The 19520-nt window shown below is 58.3% G+C and carries 14 protein-coding genes and 1 pseudogene; 5 read left to right on the top strand and 10 right to left on the bottom strand.

Translation table 11 applies throughout. The features are described from left to right. The first annotated feature begins 23 nt into the window (after nucleotides 1-23). From FHW96_RS10740 to FHW96_RS10725, 4 genes are all read left to right on the top strand, one after another. Nucleotides 24-1250: a S8 family serine peptidase gene (locus tag FHW96_RS10740; protein WP_172340574.1), complete on the top strand. Its 1227-nt coding sequence runs from the start codon at nucleotides 24-26 to the stop codon at nucleotides 1248-1250. A gap of 109 nt (nucleotides 1251-1359) precedes the next feature. Further along, complete coding sequence (locus tag FHW96_RS10735) at nucleotides 1360-2154, top strand: OmpA family protein (RefSeq protein WP_172340573.1); 795 nt, start codon at nucleotides 1360-1362, stop codon at nucleotides 2152-2154. A gap of 172 nt (nucleotides 2155-2326) precedes the next feature. Continuing rightward, nucleotides 2327-3298: a hypothetical protein gene (locus FHW96_RS10730; RefSeq protein WP_172340572.1), complete on the top strand. Its 972-nt coding sequence runs from the start codon at nucleotides 2327-2329 to the stop codon at nucleotides 3296-3298. 289 nt (nucleotides 3299-3587) lie between these two features. Further along, nucleotides 3588-5513, top strand: a complete 1926-nt coding sequence (locus tag FHW96_RS10725; protein WP_172340571.1) for a methyl-accepting chemotaxis protein — start codon at nucleotides 3588-3590, stop codon at nucleotides 5511-5513. 355 nt (nucleotides 5514-5868) lie between these two features. On the opposite strand, the gene FHW96_RS10720 is transcribed toward FHW96_RS10725, so the two are convergent. From FHW96_RS10720 to FHW96_RS10675, 10 genes are all read right to left on the bottom strand, one after another. Then, nucleotides 5869-6051 carry a hypothetical protein gene (locus FHW96_RS10720; protein WP_172340570.1) on the bottom strand — a complete coding sequence of 61 codons (183 nt, stop codon included), beginning with the start codon at nucleotides 6049-6051 and terminating at the stop codon, nucleotides 5869-5871. Nucleotides 6052-6134: 83 nt separating this feature from the next. Further along, nucleotides 6135-6860: a M48 family metallopeptidase gene (locus tag FHW96_RS10715; RefSeq protein ID WP_216650862.1), complete on the bottom strand. Its 726-nt coding sequence runs from the start codon at nucleotides 6858-6860 to the stop codon at nucleotides 6135-6137. Continuing rightward, nucleotides 6857-10141 (bottom strand): HsdR family type I site-specific deoxyribonuclease, encoded by a 3285-nt coding sequence (locus tag FHW96_RS10710; RefSeq protein ID WP_172340569.1) that lies wholly within the window; start codon nucleotides 10139-10141, stop codon nucleotides 6857-6859. The genes FHW96_RS10715 and FHW96_RS10710 overlap by 4 nt, the downstream gene beginning before the upstream one ends. Continuing rightward, nucleotides 10138-11076, bottom strand: a complete 939-nt coding sequence (locus FHW96_RS10705; protein ID WP_172340568.1) for an Abi family protein — start codon at nucleotides 11074-11076, stop codon at nucleotides 10138-10140. Before FHW96_RS10705 ends, FHW96_RS10710 begins: the two co-directional genes overlap by 4 nt. Before the next feature lie 208 nt (nucleotides 11077-11284). Further along, nucleotides 11285-11653: a hypothetical protein gene (locus FHW96_RS10700; protein ID WP_172340567.1), complete on the bottom strand. Its 369-nt coding sequence runs from the start codon at nucleotides 11651-11653 to the stop codon at nucleotides 11285-11287. Then, nucleotides 11653-12918: a restriction endonuclease subunit S gene (locus tag FHW96_RS10695; RefSeq protein ID WP_172340566.1), complete on the bottom strand. Its 1266-nt coding sequence runs from the start codon at nucleotides 12916-12918 to the stop codon at nucleotides 11653-11655. Before FHW96_RS10695 ends, FHW96_RS10700 begins: the two co-directional genes overlap by 1 nt. Beyond that, nucleotides 12918-13772, bottom strand: coding sequence for a RhuM family protein (rhuM, locus tag FHW96_RS10690; RefSeq protein WP_172340565.1), 855 nt, complete (start codon nucleotides 13770-13772; stop codon nucleotides 12918-12920). Before rhuM ends, FHW96_RS10695 begins: the two co-directional genes overlap by 1 nt. Next, nucleotides 13772-15280 carry a type I restriction-modification system subunit M gene (locus tag FHW96_RS10685; RefSeq protein ID WP_172340564.1) on the bottom strand — a complete coding sequence of 503 codons (1509 nt, stop codon included), beginning with the start codon at nucleotides 15278-15280 and terminating at the stop codon, nucleotides 13772-13774. Before FHW96_RS10685 ends, rhuM begins: the two co-directional genes overlap by 1 nt. Further along, a complete protein-coding gene (locus tag FHW96_RS10680) occupies nucleotides 15277-16071 on the bottom strand; it encodes a restriction endonuclease subunit S (RefSeq protein ID WP_172340563.1) in 795 nt (264 codons plus the stop codon). Before FHW96_RS10680 ends, FHW96_RS10685 begins: the two co-directional genes overlap by 4 nt. Before the next feature lie 27 nt (nucleotides 16072-16098). Continuing rightward, on the bottom strand, nucleotides 16099-18054 hold the full coding sequence (locus FHW96_RS10675; protein ID WP_216650860.1) for an AIPR family protein: 1956 nt from the start codon (nucleotides 18052-18054) through the stop codon (nucleotides 16099-16101). 933 nt (nucleotides 18055-18987) lie between these two features. Between FHW96_RS10675 and FHW96_RS10670 the strand changes: the two are divergent. After that, nucleotides 18988-19449, top strand: a pseudogene (locus FHW96_RS10670) (ArdC-like ssDNA-binding domain-containing protein); the annotation flags it as partial. Nucleotides 19450-19520 lie beyond the last annotated feature (71 nt).

The following is a 19520-nucleotide window of genomic DNA, read 5'->3' as shown; positions in this document are numbered from 1 at the left end:
TTTTTTGAACAAAGGGCAAGAGAGTGCGACAGCGGTTCATCAGGCTGGGGATTGCCGGCGCGCTGCTGCTGGCGGCGGCGGGGCCTGCGCTGGCCCAGCTTGGCCTGCCCGCTGTTGGTCAGACCTTGGGCGGGGCGGTCGACAGGCTGCGCGGCACGCTGGACGGGGCCGCCACGCTGGTGGCGCGCCCGCTTGAGGATGTGGCCGCGCTGGCCGATCTGCGGCTGGCGCGGCTTGATGCTTTCGTGCGCCGCAATCGCAATACGGTGGCGATGGACGCCAATGGATCGCCCGCCCGCGCGCATGAACTGCTGCTGCTCGATCCCGACCCGGCTGCGCTGATGTTGGCGGAAAAATCGGGCTATCGGCTGATGGAGCAGGGCGATCTGGAAGGGCTGGGCGTGGGCTTTGCCCGGCTGGAGACGCCCGCCGGTGTGACATTGCCCGATGCCACGCGGGCCTTGCAAAAGCTGTTGCCCGCCAAGACCGTGACGGCCGATCAGATCCATTTCCCGGGCGGCCAGACGGCGCCGGCCTCTGGCCCCTCGGCCATGCCATCCCCACGGGGCGGCACGGTGGGCCTGATCGACGGGGGCATCCGGCCCGATGCCCGCCTTGCCGCGCAGGCCGGTTTTGCCATCGGCGCCCCGCGCCCTAATCAACATGCCCAATCCATCGCTTCGCTGCTGGGCGGGGCGGGGGTGGCGCATGTGTTTGCTGCCGATGTTTATGGTGCGGACCCGGCGGGCGGCAATGCGCTGGCCATCGCCAAGGCGCTGGGCTGGATGGCGCAGCAGCGCGTGCCGGTCGTCTCGATCAGCCTTGTCGGGCCTGCCAATCCCTTGCTGGAGCGCGCAGTTGCGGCGGCGCAGGCGCGGGGGATGTTCGTCGTCGCCGCCGTCGGCAATGATGGCGCGGCCTCGCCTTTGTCCTATCCGGCCTCTTATCGCGATGTGGTGGCCGTAACCGGGGTGGACGGCAAGGGGCGCGTGTTGTTCGAGGCGGGGCGTGCCAGCCATCTCGATTATGCCGCCCCCGGCGCGGACATGACCGCCGTTGGCCTTGCCGGGCGAGTGACTTTGCGCGGCACTTCTTTTGCCGCGCCGCTGGTGGCCGCGCGTCTGGCGGCCTATGCCGGGCCGGTGCCAGGGGCGGGGCGGAGTCTGGTGGCGCTGGACCGCGAGGCGGAGGCCGCGGGCGGGCGCGCCGGGCGGGGCATCCTCTGCAATTCCTGTCGTAAGGGCATCTGAAAAAATCCGCGCCGCGCAGGGAAGAAAACCCATCGCCCCATCGTTTCCTCATCATAGCCAGTCGCAATGCTCTCTTTCCAAGGGCTGGCACAGATGAAGGAGACAGATCATGAGCAAGACTTTCAACATCGCCGCTATCGCCACCATGACGCTGGCTCTGGCCGCCCCGGTTCACGCCCAGTTGCTGGGCGGTGGGCTTGGTGGTGGTTTGGGGATCGGCGGGGCGCTGGGCGGAGCGACGGGTTCGCTGGGCGTGGCCGGATCGGTGAGGCAGGCGGTTGAGGCGCCGGTGGTGCGCGCGCCCGTCATCGCCCGCCCTGCGGTTTCCGTGCCGGTGGTCAGCCGCGTCAACACGGTGGTGGCCGTTCCCGCTATTCGCGGCGTGGTGGTCCCCGCCATTCCCGATGTTGCGGTGCGCCGGGTGGCCATTGTCAACGCCGGGATCATGCCGGTGGCCTATGCCGATGCGCCCGCCTATATCGACCGCCAATATGTCGTGCTGCAAAATGACCTGCGCGGCACCGGGGTCGAGGTCATCAAGCGCAACAATCAGATCGTGCTGGAAATGCCCGCCGATGTGACCTTCGCCTTTGACAAGCATGACATCCAGCCGCGCTTTTACGGCGTGCTGAACGCGGTGTCGCGCACGCTGGGCAAATATCCGGCCACCTATGTCGATGTGAACGGCCATACCGATGCGATCGGCTCCTATGCCTATAACCAGCGCCTGTCGGAACAGCGCGCCGATGCGGTGGCCGATTATTTGGCCGACCGCAGTGTCAATGGCGCCCGGATGCATGTACAGGGCTTTGGCAAGACCGAACCGATTGCCTCCAACGCAACAATCGGCGGGCGCGCGGCCAATCGCCGCGTCGAAATCATCCTCACCCCCTATGCCGCCTGATTATCGGCTACCAACTGCAGGCGGCAGGTCCCCGCAGAGAGGTTCATCCCTTTCTGCGGGGATTTCTTTTTAAAAACTTCGAATTTTCTTTGGAAGAAATCTGCTTCGGCGCTCGTTTACTCAGCAGAACCCCAAGACGTGGTTCCCAACATTATCATGAAGGAGACACGACATGACCCGCATTTCCAGCCTTACTTTCGCCGCTCTGGTTCTCAGCCTCGCCTCGGTGCCTGCCCATGCCCAGTTGCTGGGCGGCGGCGGTCTTGGAGGTGCTGTCGGCGGCGGCTTGGGCGGCGCGATTGGTGGCGCAGGATCGATGGGCGGTTTCGGATCGATGGGCACCATCGGTTCGGCCACTTCGCAGGTTGAAACCACCACGCGCAGCACCGCCACGGCCAGCGGCAACACCACCGGCAGCCAGCATGTCAACACCCGCAACGGCAAGGTGGACGCCAATCGCAGCGTGACCGGCAATGGCGCGGCCAATCTGACGCCTGCGGCCACGACCACCACCCCGGTGACCGGCACGCGCGCGGTTGATGGCGCGCTGTCGGCCAGCGGTTCGGCCACCGGCAGCGGCAGCGCGAATGCGCAATTGATCGGCACCGATCAGGTGGCCAATGGCGCCAGAGCGGCCGCTTCGCGGGCCAATGGGGCGGTGGGCGATGCTCGCTCCGCGGCTTCGGGCGCGGCCTCGCGCGCCAATATGGCGGCGTCCAATGTGGCCTCGCGCGGCAAGGATGCGGCCTCCAATGCCGCTTCCAATGTCGCCGGACGCGCCAATGGCCTGAGCGCCGCCGCGCAGGGCAGCGCGCAAAACTCGCTCTCCGCCGCTGGTTCGCTGGGCAGCAGCAATCTGGCGCTGGCGGGCAGCGCGGCCTCGCAGGTCGCGGGCAGCGCTGCCGTCAAGCCCGGCATGGCGATCACCGCCCCCGATGGCTCGCGTCTGGGCAAGGTGCGTCAGGTGGTGGCCGACAGCAATGGTCGGGTGCAGAGCGTGGTGATGCGCGCCCGCAACAGCGATGTCACGCTGCCTGCCGGTAACTTTGCCGCCAGCGGCAATGGCAAGAGCCTGATCTCGACCATGAATGGCCAGCAGATCGAGAATGCCGCACAAGGGCAGGTCGGCGGCGCGACCCGTTGAGCCCAGAGCTTGGTGATGGAAAGGGGCGGTCCTTGGGGCCGTCCTTTTTCACGTCCGGACTGGGCGGGCATTCTAAGGCGAATCCGGTTCTAAAGCGCCCATCGGATATTTGCCTAGATAAGGCCCTCTCTCAATTTACCGTTATTCGAGAAGATCCATGTACTTATTGGGTAATTCTTGAAAACCGGACCATGCCTGATTTGTCATTCGTGGAAGCGCGAAAGAGGTGTGCGTCCGGAAAAATTTGAAAAATCATTCCGATAAAGAGCCGGTAAAGAGGAATTGGTTCATGGCGCTTAGCATTTTCTCCAGCGTTTCGCCCGAATCCATCGTGGCGGAAATCGAGCGTGTCGAAGCGGCCATGGCCAGCGGCGATCTAAGCGCGAGGGTCGATCCTTCGGTGGGCAAGGGGCAGACGCAGGTGATCCTGGCCGCCGTCAACCGGCTGCTGGAAAGCGCCGCACAGCCGGTGCAGACGCTGGGCCGCAGCATCCAGACCATGTCGAGCGAGCATGACCGGGGCGATATTGACGTGATGGTGCCGGTGGACAAATTCCGGGGCGAACTGGCCGAAATGGCGCGCAGCATCAATACTATGGTGAGCGGGCATATCGCGGTGAAGAAAAAGGCCATGGCCTGCATCAAGGAATTCAGCATCGGCAATTTCGACGCGCCGATGGAGCAGTTGCCCGGCAAGAAAGCCTTTATCAACGAGACGATCGAAACGCTGCGCGCCAATTTGCGCGGGTTGATTACCGAACTGAACTATATGTCGGCCGAGCATGACAAGGGCGATATTGACGTCAAGGTCCGGGCTGAAAAGTTCAAGGGCGATTTTGCCACCGTGGCGCAGAGCATCAACGATATGGTGGCCGGACATATTGCGGTGAAGAAAAAGGCGATGGCCTGCGTCAAGGCGTTTGGCGAGGGCGATTTCGATGCGCCGCTCGAACAATTCCCCGGCAAGAAGGTTTTTATCAACGATACTATCGAGGCTCTGCGCGCCAATCTGCGTGCCATCACCAGCGAAATTCACCGCCTGATAGATGCCTCGACAGCGGGGCAATTGAACGAGCGTGGCGATGATCGTCGCTTTGTCGGTGATTTTGCCAGCCTTATCGCCGGGATCAACGGGATGCTCGATGCGATCCTGCTGCCGATTGGCGAGGGCAACCGCGTGCTGGACCTGGCCAGCAAGGGCGATCTGCTCGAACGGGTCGAGATCGATTGTCAGGGCGACCATCAGAAGATGAAGAATTCGGTCAACCGACTGATCGACAATCTGCGCGCCTTTGCGATGAACGTGGGCGGGGCGGCCAACCATGTCGCTGCGGGCAGCAACCAGATGGCGGCCAGTTCCGAGCAATTGTCCGAGGGCGCCAATGAACAGGCCGCCTCGACCGAGGAGGCCTCGGCATCGATGGAGCAGATGGCGGGCAATATCCGCCAGAACGCCGACAATGCCGCCCAGACCGAAAAGATTGCCCGCCAATCCTCGCGCGATGCCGAATTGTCGGGCGCGGCGGTGGAAAAGGCGGTGGGCGCGATGCGCACCATCGCGGCCAAGATCGGCATTGTGCAGGAAATCGCGCGCCAGACCGACCTGTTGGCGCTGAACGCGGCGGTCGAGGCGGCGCGCGCGGGCGAACATGGCAAGGGCTTTGCCGTGGTCGCCTCCGAGGTCCGCAAGCTGGCCGAGCGCAGCCAGGTGGCCGCTGCCGAGATCGTGGCCGTGTCCTCCGATACGGTGAAGGCCGCAGCCGAGGCGGGCGAGATGCTGACCAAACTGGTCCCCGATATTCGCCGCACCGCCGAACTGGTGTCGGAAATCAGCGCCGCCTGCCGCGAACAGGACATTGGTGCATCCCAGATCAACGAGGCAATTCAGCAGCTTGATCGCGTGACGCAAAAGAATGCCAGCGCTTCGGTCGAGATATCCTCGACCTCGGAGGAACTTGCCTCGCAGGCCGATGAATTGCAGCACATCGTTTCCTTCTTCCGCGTCAACGCCGAGGACAGCATGAGCAGCGCCCAGCCCGTCCAGCGCAGCGCCCCCGCGCGCCAGACCCGCGCCGCCCCGCCGCCCCGCGCCAAGGCGAAAAAGTCCAAGCCCAATTCCGTCATGCACCAGCAAGAGCGCGTCAAAGGCTTTGCGCTGGATATGATGAGCGGCGGTGAAGACGAGGATGACGCTGACTTCGGCCGCGCCGCCTGATGCTGTAACGCTTCTCTCACAGGCATGCCCTCGCTTCGGGATACGGAGCGGGGGTTTGCCGTGTTTGGCGCGCGCGTAAGAGCATTGCCGGTCTAGGGCAGGGTGCTGATTGCCGAATTAGGGAAGTACTTGGAAAAGTAGGTTTTTTTGTCCGAGGCCTTATAGGCCGTCTTTCGGGGCTTTAATGCGCGTATTGCAGAGACGAACAGGGGGCATTTTGGGGCCTCCTGATTGCGGCAAAACGAATAGGCCCCCGCACAGGCCGCCAGAATCGTCCAATTACCGACAGACAGAGGCAAGCACCGGCGGTTAAGCCAGTGCTCAAAGTGGCAGATTTCTGGTATTTTTTCAACCTTCAGCGGACTTTGGCGAAGGTGGAAATGGTGCGCTTAGGGGCATCGAAAAGATTGAATATGTATTTGATTTTCAATAAAGAAAATGAATGAGGGTTTTCGAAGGCCCCCATATCGGCCACCTGATGGGGGAGCATGCCGAAAATCTTTTTTCTGTCTATTGACCCAAATTGACCTTCGTCCATAGCGCGTGACGCAAGTCAACGGCAAACGCGTAGTACATCTTGTTGACCTGCAGCAGATCCCTTTGGAGATGCTATTTTGCCAATCAATCATCTCCTGCAAGAATAAGCTCTGCAAGCGAGTCCAACTCTTGCTTTGCAGCCAGCCAGCTAGGCATGTTCCTGGTCAGCAAATCAAAAAACCGCTTGCTGTGATTGTGCTCCACAAGGTGGCAAAGTTCGTGCAAAATCACGTATTCGATGCAATGGCGCGGTGCCCGAATAAGGGCTGGATTGAGGTAAATTGTCCCGTTGGGAGAGCAGCTGCCCCACTGGGTTTTCATACGCATTAACTTAAAGGGCGGCAAATCATCGACCCATGTAATGTGGTTGCAGATTTCGGCTAATTTATTGCCCAGGTATTGAGTTGCCCGTGCATTGTACCACGCGTTCAATCTGCGTCTTACGGCGGCTCTATCAGCAACCGGCAAAGAAACTTCGAGCTTACCTCGAAGCAGCTTTACCTCAGAGGGTTGCGCACCGCTTATTTTGACGATTAGCTTGTGCCGTCTGCCAAGGTAAAAGTGTGTTTCACCACTCACATATTCGCGTGGCAGAGCGTCGAGTCGAGTTGCGATTGCCGCATCCCGATGCTTGAATATCCATCGCGCCCGCCGCTGCGCAGCCGTCTTGATTTGATCGACGTCAATGTTTTCGGGGGCTTCAATTTCGACATCGCCGCTAGGGTACACGTGAATGCGCACTCGCCCGCTGACACTAGCGGTCCGTCGAACGGAGCATTTTACCTCTTGCTCCCCATATTGAACGATCATGGCTTCGGAACACCGTCACGTGCAAGGCCGACGCGAGTGACCTCAACGACTTTGTCAGTGATGGCTTTCGCTTTTTCTAAGCCAGTCAGGCCAAAGAGGCGCGGTAACAGGGCCTTCCGAATGGCAGCTTCGATGTTTGCCGGGTTCAGCGAGTTTTCAGCGATAGCGCTCTCGACTGATTTCTCCATATCCAATGCTGCCTGAATGAACTCCTTTTGCTCGTGCTCATTTGCAACTGCATCACCGATCTCAAGCCGGATGATGCCGAAATAGGCGCCCGCATGTCGATGCCCTTCAAGGCGCTGTGGCAAATCGTCGACGGTTTTGTTTGTGAGCTTTTCCTCCAAATCCTTGAACAGGACATACTGCTTGTAGGGGTGGTCGAACAGCGCTGAAGCCTCCGCGATGGCCTGCTTGAGGAGGTCGGAAAAGAACAGCTGAGCATAAGGGTCGTCGGCTAATTCCTGCTCGATCGTTTTGCGGACTCTCGACCTGATGATGTCGGTCTCGTTGCGGGTTTTCTCGGCTGACCAAGTTTCAGCAGCTTGGTGGTTGCCAAGCTCATTGACGATCAGAACGCCGTCCACATTCTCAATATCCTCGCCGACAACGTATCGATCGACCAACCTCCGGATCTGGTCCTCATAGGCGCTGTAATCGACGATTTCCTGAGCGTCTTGCTTTACGATCTTACGCAGATTGGTGAAGAACTTGAGGTCGCGCTTGTATGCAGCAATTTGCGTTTCTGTGATTGACGTGTCCTCGAAGAATGAACGTGATCCCAGCGCGATCTTGAGGCACATGCCAAACGCCGTTAGCGCCTCGTAAAAGTCTTCTCTAATCTTTTGATTTAGGTCGACCGATGTGCCGTCCTCGCTTTCACGGGTCTGGGGAACCAGTAATTGTCGATACTGCTCGATGTCAGCCCTGTTTTTGACCGGCTTGAAAATCGCCCACAGATCGGCAAGAAGACCGGGCAATCTCTTATATTCGGTGCTGACATTGGCATACAGCTTGTCGATGTCATCGAGATCGAAGCCACCCTGCGTCCGTTCTGCTAGGTCCTGATATTCCGTGAGCGCGCTATCGAGTGCCTTCAGAATGCCGCGGTAATCGATCAGCAAACCGTACTTCTTCTGCTCATGCAGCCGGTTCACTCGGGCGATGGCCTGGATCAGATTGTGCTGTTCCAGCTTCTTGTCGATGTACAAGACGGCGTTGCGCGGTTCATCAAATCCGGTGAGCAGCTTGTCGACCACGATCAGAATGTCTGGCCGCCCTTCGGTTGAGAAATCCTCGATCACCTGGCGTTCATAGTCTTCAGCGTCGCCATGCACATTTTCCTTCCACCACTGCTGAACCTCGGGCAGCTCTGCTTCATCGACCTCCGAATGGCCTTCGCGTGTGTCGGGAGCTGAAATGACGATGGCGCTGCTGATCAGGCCTGTTGCATCCAGCGCTTTCTTGTAGCGGATGGCGGCGCGCTTGGATTCCGTTGCAAGTTGCCCTTTCAGTCCAAGATCCAGATCCTTGAAGTTCTCCTTGAAGTGGGTCGCAATATCGAGTGCGATCAGATTGATCCGGTCGCCGGAGCCATAGACCGCGCCCTTGGTTCCGAACTTCTTCTTGAGATCGCCTTTCTGCTCGTCGGAAAGTCCAGCTGTGACCTTCTCGAACCAGTTGTCGATCGCTCGCTCGTTCACGTCGAGGATTGGCTTGCGTTCTTCGTAGAGCAGCGGCGTCACCGTTCCATCGGAAACGGCGTCCTTCATAGTGTAGGCATGAACGATGCGCCCGAATTTGTTGGCCGTCTTGTCGTCCTTCAGCAGGGGGGTGCCAGTAAACGCGACATAAGCGGCGTTAGGAAGGGCGTTACGCATCCGTTCGTGGTTTTCGCCGCCCTGGCTGCGGTGCCCTTCATCGACCAGCACGATCATGTCTGCACTGTCGTTCCGGCATTCCGGGTGGCGAGCCGCGCTGCCGAACTTGTTGATGATGGTAAAGATGATCCGCTCGGCGCCTTTGCCGATGCGCTTCGCGAGGTCTCGGCCGGATTGCGCCTTCGCCTTCACGGCATCTTTGGAGGCGATATCCGAACCGAAGGCCCCGCCGGTTAAGAAATTACCTGCCAGTTGCTTTTCCAAATCGCGCCGGTCCGTCACCACAACCAGGCGACACGCTTTCAGCTTCTCATGCTGCAGCAACGCTTTGCACAGCATGACCATCGTAAAGCTCTTGCCCGATCCGGTGGTATGCCAAATCACTCCGCCTTCACGTGCGCCATCGGGCTTAACCTGGCTGATCCGGTCCAGCAGCGCGCGGATGCCGAAAAACTGCTGGTGGCGGGCGACGATCTTATCCACCTTGCGGTCGAACAGGACATAGGAACGCACGAATTCCAGCAACCGCTCGGGCGAGCAAAGGCCAATCAGCAGGCGATCCTGCGCGGTCACCTCCTGCTCTTCGCTCCACAGGTGCTGGAAGTGCGCCCGCACATCGCTAACATGGTTCGTCAGGATAGCGATGTGCGGATCAATCTCTTGCGCGGTGTTCTTGATCTGGTGAAAGTGGTCCTCTGAGAATTCCTCCTCGCGCCATTGCGCCCAGAATTTGCGCGGGGTCCTGGTGGTTCCATAGCGGCCATCGGTCATGCCGATAGACATCAGGAGTTGGGCATAGGAGAACAGTTGCGGGATTTCCTCCTGCCCCTGATTGCGGATGGTCTGGCTGATCCCTTCGTCAACCATCGATTTGTTGGGATTGCCGCTGTCCGGCCGCTTGGCCTCGATCACCAGCAGCGGAATGCCGTTGACGAACCCGACGATATCGGGTCGCCGCGTATGCGTGCCGGGCACAGCGAGAATTTCCATCTCATCACTGATGACGAAGCTGTTTGCCTGCGGCCGCGCCCAGTCGATGATTGGCACGGTGACGCTGTGCTTCTTGCCGTCAACGAATTCGGTCACAGTGATGCCCAGCGTGAAGGCGTTGTAGAGCTTCTCGTTGGCGGTGATCAGCCCTTCATTGAGCGCGGGCGAAGTCAGCTCGCGGACAATCTGATCGATCGCGTTGGTTGAAAGCGAATAGGTCCGCCCCTTGTAGTCGAAGGTCCGCCGCCGCAGTTGCTCGACCAGCACATCGCGCAGAACCACTCCCTGGTTGCTGCCGCGCGAGGCGAGACAGTCGTCAGGGGAAAGATACTCCCAGCCCAATGAGACTAGCGTGGCGAGGGCCGGGATATGGGAGCTGTAGAGCTCGGCGGTGTTAGGGGTGATTGTCACTTCGTGCCGCCCCAAAGCTTGTAATCCTGCCAGTCTGCGGGGAAGCCCATCGCCGATTCGCGCCCCGCTGCCAGCGTAACCATGTGAGCAATGAGGCGCTGCCCCCACGTGTGCGTCGGATCGCACTGGTCAAGCAGATACTTGAGGAAAGTCAATGTATTGTAGAGCTTGTCGTTTGCCATCCGGTTAAGCGCGTTTGCCAGTTCGGGCGGATTGTTCTTCGGCAGCTTGAGGGTTGCCTTCAACGGCCGATTCCACAGCCGGCCATGGTGCGCGCAGATATTGCGCACGGTCGATATGTGCTGGACCATCGGCACGAAGATCTTTTCGTCGAGCGTAAAGGGAGCGGATACTGCTTGTCGGTCGGGGCGATCCTTGAGAAGCGCATACCAACGCGAGAGCAAGCCAAACGACATGAGTTCGGAGGCCATCCACACGGGCGGGCGCTTCGGCCTAGTGTATTTTGCCTTGTAGTGAAGGATGAACGTGTCCTTCGACCTGTCGGTTTCCTCGTCAAGCTTGCGGCAGTTGCCCACGAATTTTCGCTGGTCTGAATAGAGATGCCGGTTCAGGTAGCCATGTGATCCAGCCTTGGTGGCGAGGACATAAGCCCAGCTTCCTCTGACGGCGACTTCGATGCGTTCCACCGCGTCGAGCACCAGCAAACGCAGGTGCCGGTCGAACTCGTAGAGCGAGACGACATCTTCAAAGGTGGTTCCGGGCTTGAAACGCGGGCCGGGCTGACCCTTGGGGTACTCGAAAAACAGCCAGTAAGCGCTCAGGCGATAATAGCTGATATACTGGAGACAATGCTGTGCCAGCGCCTGATCAGCGATTGCCATCCCTTCGCCCTGCAACTTGGCAATTTGCTGGGCGATGGTAAGCGCCGGTTTGGTGTAGGGCACTTTTGGGGGAGGAGCAGGCGGGAGGCTCATGGCTGCACCGCCTTGCCCGGAAGACGGGCAAAAAAAGTCCCGCCAGGTGCGCATCGTTGAGAGGCGTGGCGGGCTCTGTTGCCACGTTGATAGCGACTACGCTCCAAAATGTCAATCGGAACTTGACTTTTGGTCCAGTGCACGTCAATGCGACTCATCGCATTGACGTGCACTGGATCACATGCCGAATTTCCCAATGAAATTGTAGTTAGCATGCTTCCCCCTCAAAATCTAGTTTAGCAGCCGTCTGGCTCCTCAGCTCAGCCACCGCCAGGAACAGGCTGAATAGCTGCCCGGCCAGGCGCTCGGCCTTTTGCCAGGACATGCGCTGCGCGGTGGCGTCGAAGGAATTGTCCCATTGCGTTGGCGGCGGGACGGAAGTGAGTTCGCGGTAAAGGCTGTCCAGTGCAGCCGCGAGGTCGGCTGGCAGCTTGTGCATTTTCGGGCTGCGGATCGGCAGGAGATACTGCTTGCCAGCGCGCGCGAGGCGTTCAGGGCGGGTGCCCTTGCCGGTCGCCATGATCTCCATCGCGCCCAGAAGCTTTTCATAGGCATAGCCATAGGGCGCGATTGCCATCAGACCACCTCGCTTTCCGGGAGTTTGACCCGCCGTTTGCCGGTGAGCAGTTGCTGCATCAGTGCAGCCTTTTCTTGGCGGAGGGCGGTGAGGATGGGGTTAAGGCGATGAATTTCGGTCTCTGCCGCCAGGATCACATTACCGATCTCTTTTTGCTCGGCATGGCTCGGCAAACTGATTGGCGCAGTTTCGATTGCTCCGACAGTCAAGCCAAAACGCGTTGCGCCATTCGCCCGAGAGGCGAAGAAGTGGCGCGTTCGCGGGTGCTCGAAAAAGAACTTCAGGAACTGACCATCAGTGCCATCCTTCGGTCGCAAAATAGCGAGGTGGTAGCCGCAGACAAGATCGGGCGCGGTATTTTGGACAAATGTGGCGATTGCGATGTCGTCAGGCGTCTCTGAGTCCTTGGTGATAATGACATCACCAACCTTGAGGCCGAATTTGCGGATTTGCGCTTCGGTCGCTGTTGCGGCCATGAAATCCATGTCGGACACGATCTGGTCGGACCGGTATACATCCATGTAATTACACAGCCGAACTGGCCGCTCGCCCTTCACCGATTTCTTGTCGACGTTTGATACAAGGACGCTCGCAACGCTTTCGATGGTGGTTTCCCGCCACTCGCCCGAAAAGCCGGGGAGGCGTTTTTTGGGTGGGGTGGTGCCGTGCGGGAGTAGCCGCTGCATCAGCGCCTGCTTCTGCGCGCGGGCGTTGGCGATCAGCGCCTCGACCGTCTCAATGGCACGATCCCAGGTTCTGATGATATCGACGATAGCAGACTGCTCAGCGTATGGCGGATAGCAGATTTGCAATCGCTTGAAGTACGGTAGTCCGATTGTTTTGATCGTAGAGCCGACCGCCTGACGTTCAAATTCGTGCTTGTTAAACTGGAGCCACATATAGAGAAACCAGTTGTGAAGGCCAAGAGAAGAGGAGCAACGCCAAGCAATGAAATGCTGGCTCACGGCCATGTCACCCTCCAGAACAGCGCTCTTCCCTACGCCTGCGTCACGCGAAAGAATTACTGTGCCAGATGGGTGAACAACGGCGGAGGATTTGGCGATGCCGAGCTCCGAAATTTCTTTGTCCGTTTCCGAAATAGTACCCGCATCAAGCCTGTGGGAATCGGCGAGCGAGACCCATTTGATCCCACCGTTCCAGTATTCGGGGTATTCTTTGTCGGGGGTATGACCACTCCCGCGCTTTGTGACGCTGTCGAGCAGCGAGATTTTCCAGCCCTCCGGGGCCTCCATCCGCCGCGCCATCAGTTTACGTCCCGCTTCTTATCGGCGGCGAGCTTCTTCACCTTGGCGGTGGCCTCGATGAAATGCTGTTCGACCGTGCTGGGCGCATTGATCGCGCGATTGTGCCAACGGTCGTATTCGGCATCGACATGCCGCTGCGCCTGCTTGGTGGAAACCCGGCCCGCGCCATCGAGCAGCGGATGATCACCCAGCTTGAGGAAGTCGTCCAGCTTGGCGATCCAGTCGGCCATGTGCATCGGCTTGGCGGCATCGGCGCGGGCCAGTTTGGTTTCCGCTGCCGTCTGGCTATGGGCGGCGTGGTGCATCTTGTTCTGCACCGTTTGGAAAAACTGCGTGCTGGTCTCCGCCTTGGGATAATAGTCTACGGCGGTGGTGTAGATATCGAGCACCTTTTTGTAGAACCGCTTTTCCGATGCGCGGATATCGCGGATGCGGGCCAGCAGCTCTTCGAAATAGTCGTTGTCCGGCTCCTTCAGCCGGGCGTTGTCCATGACGAATCCCTTGACCAGATATTCGCTCAGCGCGTCGGATGCCCAGCGCCGGAACTGCATGCCGCGCAGCGACCGCACGCGGAAGCCCGCCGCGAGGATCATTTGCAGGTTGTAGAGCAAAATCTGGCGGGAAACCTTGCGTTTTCCCTCAGTTTGAACTGTCAAGTTTTCTTTGACAGTTGCCGCTGCCTCCAACTCGCCCTCTTCCAGAATGTTCCTGACATGCAGGCTGATGCTCTGCTTGGTGGTCTGGAACAGCTCGGCCATTTCGGCCTGGCTGAGCCAAACGCTGCCGTCGCTCGCGTGAAGGCGAATAACGGTGGCGCCGTCTTCCGTCTGGTACTGGATGATCTCGCCAGCCATCAGTAGCCAAGCTCCCTGAGGTAGCTGTCCATCTTCTCTTCCAGCGCGGCGAGTTCAGCCTTCAGCTTCAGCCTCTCGGCACGAACAGCGACCAGATCGATCTCTTCCTCTTCCTCGAAGGTATCGACATAGCGCGGGATGTTGAGGTTGTAGTCGTTCTCGGCCAGCTCCTCGGGCGTGGCGAGATAGGCGTATTTGTCAACGCTCTCCCGCTTGCGATAGGTCTCGACGATCTTCGTCAGATGGTTTGCATCAAGCTGGTTCTGGTTCTTGCCCGCTTTGAACTCGCGGCTGGCATCGATGAACAGCACCTTGTCGTCCGTCTTGGTCTTGCGGAAGATGAGGACGCAAGCCGGGATGCCGGTGCCGTAAAACAGCTTTTCCGGCAAGCCGATCACGGCTTCGAGCAGGTTTTCCTGGATCAGCTTCTGCCGGATCGTGCCTTCGCTCGATCCTCGGAAGAGCACGCCATGCGGCGCGACCACGGCCATGCGCCCGGTCCTCGGCTTCATCGTCTCGATCATGTGAAGGATGAAGGCATAATCACCCTTCGTCTTGGGCGGCAGCCCGCGACGGAAGCGCCCGAACCTGTCATTCTCCGCCGTGTCGACGCCCCACTTTTCCAGGCTGAAGGGCGGGTTTGCGACGACCACGTCAAAGTGCTTCAGCCGGTCTTCCGCGTCGAGCAGCTTGGGGTTGCGGATCGTGTCACCCCATTCGATGCGGTGGTTGTCCTCGCCGTGAAGGAACATGTTCATCTTGGCGAGCGCCCAAGTGCTGCCGATCGATTCCTGCCCAAAAAGCGCATACCGCTTTGAACCCCCGAATTTGGCCTGCACGCGGCGACCGCACTTCATAAGGAGGGACCCAGAGCCGCAGGTTGGGTCGCAGGCTTCCTCGCCTTCGGCCATATCCATGATTTCGGCCATGAGCTCGGAAACTTCCGGCGGCGTGTAGAATTCACCCGCCTTGCGCCCCGCGTCGGCGGCAAAGTTTTTGATCAGGAATTCATAGGCGTTGCCAATCACGTCAAGGTTACCAATGCGTGAGGGGCGCATGTTTAGCTCTGGACGTGAGAAATCCTCCAGCAGGTGGCGCAGGATGTCGTTCTTCTGCTTTTCCTCACCCAGCTTGTTGGAGTTGAAGCTGATATCCTGAAATACGTCGCGCAGTTTGCGGACGTTAGCCTCTTCAATAGCATGGAGCGCCTTGTCGATCCGCTCGCCATTGCCCGGTTCGTACCGCGCGGCATAAAGCGTGGTGAAGTTGGCGGATTCAGGCAGCACAAAGCGCTCATTCGCCATCAGCTCTGCGATCAGCTCGGGCGTGTCACCATACTGCTTTTTGTACTCGGCGTAGTGATCCTGCCACACGTCTGACAGGTACTTGAGGAACAGCATGGTTAGGACGTAGTCTTTATAGACGTCGGCCGAGACCGTCCCGCGGAAGGTGTCGCAGGCGGACCATACGGCCTTGTTGACTTCATCCTGTTTGATCTGATCGTTCATGATAATCTCGATGTATTCAGCGTTGACGAAGTTTCCAGCAATCGTTTTGCGATGGCATCCATTTCAAGCGATCTATTTTCAATAAGCTGATTGAGGATTGCCCGCTCGGTCCTTGCTGCAGCACTCAGTTCCACTATCCGCTGCTGCTCGGCCAGCGATGGGATCACAATCGGCAACTGCTCAACAACTTCACGCTTAAGATTCAGAATATAGGAGCCAGTGGCGCCGGCGGTGAAGTGACCCTGAGCCGGCTTCTGGTTCAGTTGCCAAGCAAGGAACTCCGGCAGGACAGACTGCCGTTTGGTGCGAATGACAAAAAAGTGGGGGGAGCACACGACCTGCTCCTGCCGTTCACCAATGCAATATGCAATATTGCGCCCGCCTCGTGTCGAGAGAATTACATCCCCCTTGTTCAAGAAGGCCTTTGCACTGACGCGCGGAAGTTCCACTCGCGAAAGGCCCGGCCAATCAATTCCAGCGGCTGCGTCGGTGTTGCGCATCTGGATCACAGCAACGTCACCGTCGGGAAGTTCGTCGATCTTGCCGCGAAACGGGTATCCGGCAGAGATTGTGGCAATCTGGCCCACCAGTTTCGAAATATTTGCATCAAAGCGTTTCATGCAGGAGTTTGTTGACCAAGGGGCGAGTTTTGTCAAGCCCATCTGCATCAAGGTCAGCGGCGCATTTTGAAATCCAGGTGTTTTGAAAACCCAATACTGGGGTGATTCGCCATTTGCAGCAGGCCGGGTAAGGGGCGGCGGCGTGTCCGCCGTCGTCCCCAAAAATTCCAACCGGCGTATACCTCAGGTAACGTGTTGCTATTTCAATGCACCTGCAATGAGATCGCGTGGAGCTACGCCGCCGAACGCCTTGCCCATACCCCGTTTCGTAAGAGCGATACCTTCCGTCAACTTTGGCGTCAGCTCCATACTTTTCCCAAATTTCTCTGATTTCAAAAACGCATTAAGATCGCCGTTGAATGTATTGCGGAACGCAGGCTCCTCAAAGATGCTTTCATCGCTACCTTGGGTAAAATAGGTATCGATCACCTCGATAGCATTACTCAGCAGCGCGTCACGAGAAGCCTCGTTATTTAGCGTTTTTGCAAGTGCAACGGAAATGCTGCGATTATCAACGGGTAATCGCTCGCGGTTCATCACATCTTTTAACAGATCGATTGCGACCATATAAAAGATGAAGCGACTTTGCCTGCGGGTCAATTGTGCCCCACGCCCGAACCCATAGCTATCTGCTGCTTCTTGAAGCAAAAACGATGCGTACAAATCCTCAACACCGAAGGCGGGTTGCCCCTCCTCAGGTGTAGCGACAATTTTCTTGAAGACGGACCCTTCTGGCAAAAACGGCGGATTCTTTCCGAATGCCATCCCTGCTTCTCGAAGCCAGCCTGCGCCGAAAACTTTAATTAGGTCGGCCGCATTTACGTGACGATTGAATTGACGTGTTGCGGGGTTCGCATTCTGCAAGGCCTTCTGGGAATCCCAACCACCTCGTTGAATTTCTAAATAAATGTCGTAATTGTTTGCCATAGCATTTTGCCACGACCGGAAATCGCTAGTGAGGGCAAGAAAGTCTTTTTCCCGAACCGCATTCTGACTGTTCGTATAGCGCGTGATGGCCTGGAGGAGTTGCTCGCCCGATTGGCCAACTTTCACGATCTTGGTGACCACCGCCCCTGCCGAAGCACGTTGCTTCCACTCTTCTATCTCTGGATTCACTCCAGTGCCGCCAGAGCTGAAACGCTGATGGAAAACCTCCCAAATTGTGCGAGAGGTTTGGCAGCCATTAACAATGTATGGCTCCATCAATTTGATATGTGCCCCGTCTTGCTCCCAGTCTGAGCAAACAATCGTGATTCCGTTGTTATAAAGGCCAAAGCGTTCCGGCGCATTCCGAAGCGTCTCTTGCATCCCACGATTTACTTTGCCTCGACCGCCGAGGAATCGGCGGACGTTCTTTTCGTAAATCTGATCGAGGTCTCCTGTCCTCTCTCTGTATCCGAGAAGGAAATGATACAGGTCCGTTAATGGCGTCGAACCCACCAGAAGTTCCTTGCCGGAAGGAACAGCGTGCGACACCAGATCAATGATTAGTAGGTCGCGGGACTCTGAAATTTCATCCCCCAGTCGAGAAAATATGGTTTCGACGGAAATTGTCTCCACATCAAAAAGACCGCCCAATCTCTCGCGGCCGATGGACCTGATGTCGTTTAGCGCACGCCGCTCCGCTTCATTGAGCGGACGCTCAGTTGCAAAAACTAAAATGATTTTATCATTATTTGACGCCTGAGATCGGAATAAGGCCAGCCTCTCCAGCAGACCTTCCGCCAGAGAATTAAGCTTGGACCTTTTGCCATCCAGTGTGTCAATCACCTTCTGAGCTTCAACCAGCAAGGTTGTCGGACCCTGGAAGGCCCCTCCATACTTGCTCTGAACAAGATACCAGATATGGCCGGGCTGGCTGTCAGATTCTTCATCGGACCCCACGTCCAGAACGGCAAGATCAATGCCGCCATCACCTGCGCCATCGCAATAGATGAGTTCAGTCCCAGCCTCGGAAGCGTCAAGCCACTGCGTTACCAACTTTTGGGCGAAGCGCCTGCCCAATTCAACGGTGGAGGGGGTTCCCTCGACGATACTTTCACGCCAAGATGCCAGAAAGGCGTCGAAGTCCACTACACCATTTTCCATTTTGACCTCATTGATCCTGCGGCACAAATTTACCGGCCAACAAATAGCGGTATCTGAAAATTGCATCGAACATGCAAGGCTCCGATCTATTTCCCCACAAGCCGACTTCAAATCCTGCTACGCTGCCTCAAACGGTCCCGACAGACAGAACACTAATTTTTCAAATCAATCAGGAAGAGCGGCTTTGACGAATTCTCCGCGAGCCTCTTTCCAATAACTACAAGGTCGAGGTGCAGCATCGCGGGGTATTGCTCAGTGGACAATAGCGGCTTGACGTCATCGGCAAGCTCTATCTGAGGAGGCTGCGCCGACCAAAGATACCTCCATCTTGAACGCCTGATACTCGTTGGGCCAATTCATCGTCTTCTTCGTAGCCCTTTCCTAATGAAGTAAGGCGCCGTAGTTCCCCTTGAACGCTGGCTGCACAATCGTCCGAGAGCAGGGCGAAGTAGAGAACGAGGCGCACGATGTCCTCGCCATGCGCACCGTATCCTTGGCGCTACGCTCATTCTGCTGAGTTCGTAGTGGCCATTACGCAATCGGCCCATTATCGCCGTTTCCGGCATTACTGGGAGGAACTGGAAACTCCTGTACGTAGCGTATCGCTGTGATCTCCTGAACCTTTAGGGCCATCCTGCCCGTCGCTTCCGCGCCGTCCATGACTAGGCTCCAGGTCGCCTCCGGCGCCCCCGGACCGCATGTCTGCGTTCCGTCCCTTCGGGTGACGATCCTTTGTCCAAAGTCCTGAAGTTCTGCTGACGCCGCGCGTGCCGCACGGCGGCGTTGGTGTTGCCTTCCCCTCGGAGCGCGGGAGGGCGGCGCGCCCTTTTGGGCGGTCCCGTCCGTGCTGCAAGCCGGTCATGCTGCCCGGCTCCTCCACGTTGTTGCGGCCAGAGGTGCAGCCCGGCCCTGTGGTCCCGCCCTGACGGACGCTGGTGCCGCCCACCCCCCGCTCCGGGGGAAGCCGATGCTGGTTTGGGGTGGCGCAAGGAGGATACCATGCGTCAGACAAGCAAAACTCGCGTTGCGGGCGAGGGTGAAGCGCCGCGCGGCGGGAACCGCAATGCCCTTTACGATGAAGTGACCGCAAAGATCATCGCCCAGCTTGAGGCGGGACGCTTTCCATGGGTGCAGCCATGGGGAACGGTGGACGGTTCGGGGCAGGGGGCTGGTATTGGTCCGGCCCTCCCGCATAATGCGCTGACCGGCAGAAGCTATTCAGGCGTCAATGTCCTGCTGCTCTGGGGCAGCGTGATCGAGGGCGGCTATCCCTCGCAAGGCTGGCTGACCTTTCGGCAGGCTCTGGAAGCAGGCGGCCATGTCCGCAAGGGCGAGAAGGGCGTCACGGTGGTCTATGCTGACCGCTTCACCCCGCAGGCCGAGAAGGCACGCGCGCAGGAAAGCGGCGAGGATGCAAGATCGGTTCCGTTCCTCAAACGCTTTACCGTCTTCAATGGTGCGCCGTAACGGCGGAAGTATAAAGGAGCTCTACCATGAGTAGATGATCTTGCTGGCTATAGATCATGCCCACT

The sequence above is a fragment of the Novosphingobium sp. SG751A genome, from assembly GCF_013149295.1.
In the GTDB taxonomy this organism is placed as follows: Bacteria; Pseudomonadota; Alphaproteobacteria; order Sphingomonadales; family Sphingomonadaceae; genus Novosphingobium.
This window is presented reverse-complemented; position numbering and strand designations above follow the sequence as displayed.